The organism is Streptomyces sp. NPDC107528 (assembly GCF_055639295.1).
Map to the genome: position 1 here is coordinate 295,961 of NZ_JBVKAV010000012.1, position 6,961 is coordinate 302,921.

Annotated in this window: 5 protein-coding genes; 1 reads left to right on the forward strand and 4 read right to left on the reverse strand. The window is 72.9% G+C overall.

What is annotated here, in order from left to right; all coding sequences use genetic code 11:
* Positions 1-86: 86 nt before the first annotated feature.
* A complete protein-coding gene (locus tag ACZ7L5_RS34665) occupies positions 87-881 on the forward strand; it encodes a metal-dependent hydrolase (RefSeq protein ID WP_471521912.1) in 795 nt (264 codons plus the stop codon).
* Between the two features lie 131 nt (positions 882-1,012).
* On the opposite strand, the gene ACZ7L5_RS34670 is transcribed toward ACZ7L5_RS34665, so the two are convergent.
* The 4 genes from ACZ7L5_RS34670 to ACZ7L5_RS34685 form a co-directional block, all read right to left on the reverse strand.
* A complete protein-coding gene (locus ACZ7L5_RS34670) occupies positions 1,013-1,261 on the reverse strand; it encodes a type B 50S ribosomal protein L31 (RefSeq protein WP_363038550.1) in 249 nt (82 codons plus the stop codon).
* 108 nt (positions 1,262-1,369) lie between these two features.
* The gene (locus ACZ7L5_RS34675) at positions 1,370-1,837 is read right to left on the reverse strand and encodes a DUF5709 domain-containing protein (protein WP_471521914.1); all 468 of its coding nucleotides are present in this window, start codon (positions 1,835-1,837) and stop codon (positions 1,370-1,372) included.
* 807 nt (positions 1,838-2,644) lie between these two features.
* Entirely contained in the window at positions 2,645-4,468 is a 1,824-nt protein-coding gene (locus ACZ7L5_RS34680) for an ABC transporter ATP-binding protein (protein ID WP_471521916.1), read from the reverse strand.
* Complete coding sequence (locus ACZ7L5_RS34685; RefSeq protein ID WP_471521917.1) at positions 4,465-6,315, reverse strand: ABC transporter transmembrane domain-containing protein; 1,851 nt, start codon at positions 6,313-6,315, stop codon at positions 4,465-4,467. The genes ACZ7L5_RS34680 and ACZ7L5_RS34685 overlap by 4 nt, the downstream gene beginning before the upstream one ends.
* Positions 6,316-6,961: the final 646 nt, after the last annotated feature.

Below are 6,961 nucleotides of genomic sequence, written 5' to 3' on the forward strand. Positions count from 1 at the left end.
CGAACGCTACGCTGTGTCGCCGACGACGCGTCAGCGAACCCGGTCAACTGGACAGCGGCACACGAGGAATGGGGCGGGCAACACCGATGATGGGACCAGCACACTCACTGTCGGGCGCTGCCGCCTGGCTCGGCGTCGGAGCGGCGGCCGCCGCTGCCGGGCACGGAATGCCCTGGCCGGTCCTCCTCGCCGGCGCGCTGATCTGCGCCGGGGCCGCCCTCGCCCCGGACCTCGACCACAAGGCGGCGACCATCTCGCGGGCCTTCGGTCCGCTGTCGCGCTGGCTGTGCGAGATCGTCGACAAGCTGTCGTACGCGGTCTACAAGGCGACGAAGAAGCAGGGCGACCCGCGGCGCTCCGGTGGGCATCGGACGCTCACGCACACCTGGCTGTGGGCGGTCATGATCGGCGGGGGCGCCTCCGCCCTGGCGATCACCGGGGGCCGCTGGGCGGTGCTGGCGATCCTGTTCGCGCACATGGTGCTGGCCATCGAGGGCCTGCTGTGGCGTGCGACCCGGGGCTCCAGCGCCGACGTCCTCGTCTGGTTGCTGGCGGCGACCAGCGCGTGGATCCTCGCGGGCGTGCTGGACAAGCCGGGCAACGGCTCGGACTGGCTGTTCACGGCGCCGGGCCAGGAGTACCTGTGGCTGGGGCTGCCGATCGTGCTGGGTGCGCTGGTGCACGACATCGGCGATGCGCTGACGGTGTCCGGCTGCCCGATCCTGTGGCCGATTCCGGTGGGCCGCAAGCGCTGGTACCCGCTGGGTCCGCCGAAGGCCATGCGGTTCCGGGCGGGCAGCTGGGTCGAGCTCAAGGTGCTGATGCCGGTGTTCATGTTGCTCGGCGGGGTGGGCTGCGCGGCGGCACTCAACGTGATCTGAGCGGGCGGCGGCGTCGAGGTCGTGACGCCGGTGATCGGCCTGCGGCCCGCCGTGACCGGTCGGGCCACGGGACGGGCCGGAACCCGGGTGTGCTCTGCGGATCAGCCGCCCTGTCAGGCTCCGCCGCCCTGTCAGGCTCCGCCGCCGTAACGCCGCTCGAAGGCCGCGACCCGGCCCTCGGAGTCCACCGTCCGTGCCTTCCCGGTGTAAAAGGGGTGGCTCTCGGAGGAGATCTCGACGTCCACGACCGGGTAGGTCTCGCCGTCGTCCCAGTCGATGGTCTGGTCGCTGGTCGCGGTGGACCGGGTCAGGAAGGCGTAGCCTGCGGCGCGGTCACGGAAGACGACCTGGTGGTAGTCGGGGTGCTTGTCCTGCTGCATGCGAGCTCCTCGTGTTGCGGCATCGGCAAGGGCCGACGACGTGACGCCAAAGGCGCGGGGACAGTGGCCCGGGGGCTGCGGGGATCAGCCGTGCAGGGACCGCGGGGGTCAGCCGTACGTGTCCTCGTCGACGATGTGCATGGCGGCCTCCTCGGCGGACGCCGCCGCGCCGTCGATACCCACGTCCGTCGCGACGAGCGCGCTCTCCTCGTCCTCGTGGACGCCCTCGTCGGGTGCGACGAGGCGGCCGGAGCGGGCGGCGCCGACCTCGTTGTCGACGAGTTCCCCGTCGGTGCCCTCGGAGTCGCCGAGGCCGTCGCCGTCGGGGGCGGCCAGGTCGGGCTGCTCCTCGGCGAGCCGCTGGTCGAGGGTCTCGCCCTGGTGGCGCTCGGCGGCCGTGACACCGGCGTGCTCCACCGCCCAGGGTCGCTCCGGAGGGGACCAGCCGCGGTCCAGGGGGTCGTCGACGCCGTCGTTCTCGAGGGTGTCCTCGGCGTCGAGCAGCCCTGTGTCCTCGCGTTGATCGGATGCGTCGGGCTGGTAGACGTCGTCACCCCATCCGTCGGCGCTGTTCACGGGTACCTCCAGGTGGTGGGGACGGGCCCGAACTCACCGCGGGCGACGGCGGGCCGCCGCGGCGCGGGGCACAAGCCGCACCCGGCGCGAACCGCGTGGTTCCCGGGTGCTCCCCGAACCGGTGCCGTTATCCAGCCTTCCACCCCTTTTCACCCCGGCGCAACGGCACGGCTGCGCTCCGGTGCGGTGGGATGGGGCCACGGCTGGGACTCCGGATCTCCGTGCCCCCAGATCGTCCCGTCGCACGGGGGCCGAGTGGACCCGGGCCCACATCCGCCCCGCCTGCGAAGGAGCAGGCCCCGACTGCCCCGCCCCGGGTTCCGGGCGACGGTCGCCCTACCCGGGCGCCGGTCGTTCCAGCCCGGTGGCCCGGTGGCCCGGTGGCCCGGTGGCCCGGTGGCCCGGTGGCCCGGTGGCCTGGTGGCCTGGTGGCCCGGTGGCCCAGCCCGTCCCGGCTGTCCACCCGGCCCGTCCGGTGCCCCGGCTCCCGACACCGGGCGCCCACGGACCGCGCTTCCCGCTCCAGTCAGCCAAGCCACCCCGCTCAGCCTGCGCGCTCTCAGTCGGTGAAACAGGATCTGGCCTCACTCGGCCCACCGGCCAGCGACCCCGGCCCGTCCGAATCCGCCCGCCCGTCCGATTCCGCGCGCCCGCCCGACCGGCCTGACCTGCCTACCCGCCCTGCCCGGCAGCCCACGCCCCTCGCTCAGCCGGCGGCATACCCGGGATCAGCCTTCCGGGCCCCGCGGCTCGGTCGGCCTCCCCTCCTCCCGTCCCACCTGCTCACCCATGCGCTCACCCTTGCGCTCACCCATGCCACGACCGCCACAGTGCCGCATACGCCCCGTCCGCCCTGACCAACTCGTCGTGGCTGCCCAGCTCGCTGATCCGGCCGTTCTCGACGACGGCGATGACGTCCGCGTCGTGGGCGGTGTGGAGGCGGTGGGCGATGGCGACGACGGTGCGGCCGTCGAGGACGCGGGCCAGGGAGCGTTCCAGATGGCGGGCCGCGCGGGGGTCGAGGAGCGAGGTCGCCTCGTCCAGGACCAGCGTGTGCGGGTCGGCCAGCACCAGACGGGCCAGCGCGATCTGCTGGGCCTGGGCGGGAGTGAGCGCGAATCCGCCCGAACCGACCTCGGTGTCCAGGCCGTCCTCGAGTGCACGGGCCCACGCGTCCGCGTCGACTGCGCCCAGCGCCGCCCACAGCTCGGCGTCGGTCGCGTCGGTGCGGGCCAGCAGCAGATTGTCGCGCAGGGAGCCGACGAACACGTGGTGCTCCTGGTTGACCAGGGCCACGTGGGAGCGGACCCGCTCGGCGGTCATCCGGGACAGTTCGGCCCCGCCGAGGGTGATCCGGCCGTCCCGGGGTGCGTAGATGCCCGCGAGCAGCCGGCCCAGGGTCGACTTGCCGGCACCCGAGGGGCCGACCAGCGCCAGCCTGGTGCCGGGGGCGACCTCAAGGGAGACCTTGCGCAGCACGTCCACGCCCTCCAGGTAGCCGAAGTGCACCCGGTCGGCGTGCACGTCGCGGCCGTCGGGCGCCAGCCGGGCGTCCCCGGCGTCCGGCTCGATGTCGCGGACCCCGACCAACCGGGCCACCGACACCTGGGCCACCTGCAGCTCGTCGTACCAGCGAAGGATCAGCCCGACCGGGTCGACCAACATCTGGGCGATCAGCGCACCCGTCGTCAGTTGACCGACCCCGATCCAGCCCTGCAGGACGAAGACCCCGCCGATGATCAGAACGGAGGCGAGCACGGTCACATGCGTGACGTTGATGACCGGGAAGAGCACCGACCGCAGCCAGAGTGTGTAGCGCTCCCACGCCGTCCACTGCTTGATCCGCAGTTCCGACAGCTCGACCCGGCGTCCCCCGAGGCGGTGGGCCTCGACGGTGCGCCCGGCGTCCACGGTCTCGGCGAGCGCGGCGGCCACGGAGGCGTATCCGGCGGCCTCCGAGCGATAGGCGGCGGGCGCACGCTTGAAGTACCAGCGGCAGCCGACCACCAGCAGCGGCACGGCGAGCAGCACGGCGGCGGCGAGCGGCGGCGCGGTGACGACGAGCCCGCCCAGCAGCAGGGCGGCCCACACGACGCCGATCGCCAGCTGGGGCACGGCCTCGCGCATCGCGTTGGCCAGCCGGTCGATGTCCGTCGTGATCCGGGACAGCAGGTCACCGGTCCCGGCGCGCTCCAGGACACCGGGCGGCAGGCCGACCGACCGTACGAGGAAGTCCTCACGAAGGTCGGCCAGCATCCGCTCGCCGAGCATCGCGCCGCGCAGCCGCACCTGCCGGACGAAAGCCGCCTGGATAAGCAGGGCGACCGCGAACAGGCCGATGGTGAGCTCCAGATGAAGCTCACCGGTGCCGGTGCCGGAGCCGGAGCCGGAGCCGGAGCCGGAGCGGGTGTCGTCCGACACCCGCTCCACCAGCCCGCCCAGCAGCCATGGCCCCGCCATGGAGGCCACCACGGCGACCGTGTTGACGACGACGAGGATCACGAAGGCACGGCGGTGCCGGCGGAACAACTCGACGACATAGGCGCGCACGGTCGCGGGGGCGCCGACCGGCAGCGTGTTCGCCGTCGTCGGGGCCGCCGGGTCGTACGCCGGTGGCGCAACGCCGATCATGCCGACTCCTCGATCTCTTCCAGTTCCTTCAGGACGTCATTGAGGGCGGACCCTTCGCGCAATCCGCTCTGGCGGGCCGCCTTTTCGGGCAGTGCCTCGTCGCGGGCTGCCTCCTCCTCGGTCTCCCGGGTCACGACGGCCCGGTACCGCGGCTCGGCGTGGACCAGTTCGCGGTGCACGCCGACCACCGCGACCTCGCCCTCGTGGACGAGCACGACCCGGTCGGCGCGATCCAGGAGCAGGGGCGACGAGGTGAAGACCACGGTCGTGCGCCCCTCCCGCAGGTTCCGCACACCCTCGGCGATTCGGGCCTCGGTGTGCGAGTCGACGGCCGAGGTCGGCTCGTCCAGGACGAGTACCTCCGGGTCCGTGACCAGAGACCGGGCGAGCGCGATGCGCTGGCGCTGGCCGCCGGAGAGGGACCGGCCGCGCTCGGTGATGCGGGCCTCCATCGGGTCCTCGGTGTCGAGCGATCCCTGGACCAAGGCGGCGAGGACGTCCTCGCACTGCGCCGCCGCGAGCGCTTCCTCGGCACCGACGTCGCCGGACCTGGGTACGTCGAACAGTTCGCGCAGTGTCCCGGAGAGCAGTACAGGGTCCTTGTCCTGGACGAGGACGGCCGTACGGGCGTTGTCGAGCGGCAACTCGTCGAGCGGGACACCGCCCAGGAGTACCGACGCGCCCTCCTCCGAGGGGTGTCCGCCCAGCCGTTCGGCCAGCCGTCCTGCCGCGTCCGGGTCGCCGCACACCACGGCGGTGAGTCGGCCGGAGAGGGCGAGCAGTCCGGTGGCCGGGTCGTACAGATCCCCGGAGGGCATCTCGGACCAGTCACGGGACCCGTCGGTGTCGGTGACCCGCTCCAGCGACAGGACACGCGCGGCCCGTCGGGCCGAGGGCCGGGAGAAGGAGTAGGCCATCGCGATCTCTTCGAAGTGGCGGAGCGGATAGGTGAGGATCATGACGGAGCTGTAGACGGTGACCAGTTCGCCGACGGTGACCCTGCCCTGGCGGGCCAGGTGGACGCCGTACCAGACCACCGCGATCAGCAGCAGCCCCGGCAACAGAACCTGGATCGCCGAGATCAGGGACCACATCCGGGCGCTGCGCACGGCCGCGTGGCGTACCTCCTGGGAGGCGCTGCGGTAGCGGTCGAGGAAGAGCTCCTCGCCGCCGATGCCGCGTAGAACGCGCAGGCCGGCGACGGTGTCGGAGGCCAGCTCGGTGGCGCGGCCCGCCTTCTCGCGCTGGAAGTCGGCGCGTCGGGTCGCCCGGGGCAGCAGTGGCAGCACGGCGACCGCCAGCAGGGGCAGCCCCACGGCGATCACCACACCGAGCGCGGGCTGGTAGACGACCAGGCCGACGCAGACCACCACGAGGGTGACCGCAGCCGCCGTGAACCGTGACCAGGCCTCGACGAACCAGCCGATCTTCTCGACGTCACCGGTGGAGACGGCCACGACCTCACCGGCCGCGACGCGCCGGGTCAGTGCCGAGCCCAGCTGTGCGGCCTTGCGGGCCAGTACCTGCTGGACGCGGGCGGCGGCAGTGATCCAGTTGGTGACGGCGGTGCGGTGCAGGAAGGTGTCGCCGAGCGCGTTTCCGATGCAGCACAGCACCAACAGGCCGCCCGCGAGGGCGAGTTGTGTGCCGGAGCGGTCGACGACGGCCTGTACGGCGACGCCGACGCAGAACGGCAGCGCGGAGACGGACAGGAAGTGCAGCAGCCCCCAGGCCAGGGCCTTCAGCTGTCCGTCCAGCTGGTTCCGGAAGAGCCACCACAGGAATCGGGGACCCGAGCGTGCGTCCGGCACACCTGGATCTGGATACGGAAGGTCTTGAATCTGCATGACGTCCCAGTGGCTCGTGTCAGTGGGGGGATCAGGGATGGGGATGAGGTGCGGGTCGGGTGCCGATACGGGGAGCGGGCAGCGCTCGGCGGATCGGCGCCGCGGAGCAGCAAACCGTGACAGATTCGCGTCGTAGCGTGGCCGGACGCAAGCGGTTTTCCCGGCCGCCGCACAGATCCGGCTGCCGCGCCGGGCCCCGTGAAGTGTTGTGGCTCCGGCTGACAGTCCGGCCCGAGAAGCCGTTGCGGCTCCCGCTGCCGTCAGGCCCGAGAAGCCGTGATGGCTCCCGCTGCCGCTCAGGCTTCCGAAGACGTGGCGGCTTTCGCCGTCGGCCCGGCCCTCTGCGGCCATTGCCGCTCCCGCCCCCGCCGCTGCTCGCTGCTGAGGTCATTGCCGCGCCCCGCTGCTCGCTGCTGAGGCCGGTGCCGCGCCCGCCGCTGCTCGCTGCTGAGGTCATTGCCGCGCCCCGCTGCTCGCTGCTGAGGCCGCTCCCGTCCCCGCCGCTGCTCGCTGCTGAGGTCAATGCGGGCCCCGCCGCTCGCTGCTGAAGCCGTGGCCGTCTCGCCGCCGCCCCCGGCCGCCAGTCCGGCCGGCGCTGCCCGCATTGCCGCCACGGCAGTCGCTCTCCCCGCCGGTAGGCGGCTGC

Excerpts from the sequence above, each read along its gene's own strand:
- ACZ7L5_RS34665 (WP_471521912.1), top strand. The coding sequence starts at position 87 with ATGATGGGACCAGCACACTCACTGTCGGGCGCTGCCGCCTGGCTCGGC.
- ACZ7L5_RS34670 (WP_363038550.1), bottom strand. The coding sequence starts at position 1,261 with ATGCAGCAGGACAAGCACCCCGACTACCACCAGGTCGTCTTCCGTGAC.
- ACZ7L5_RS34680 (WP_471521916.1), bottom strand. The coding sequence starts at position 4,468 with ATGATCGGCGTTGCGCCACCGGCGTACGACCCGGCGGCCCCGACGACG.
- ACZ7L5_RS34685 (WP_471521917.1), bottom strand. The coding sequence starts at position 6,315 with ATGCAGATTCAAGACCTTCCGTATCCAGATCCAGGTGTGCCGGACGCA.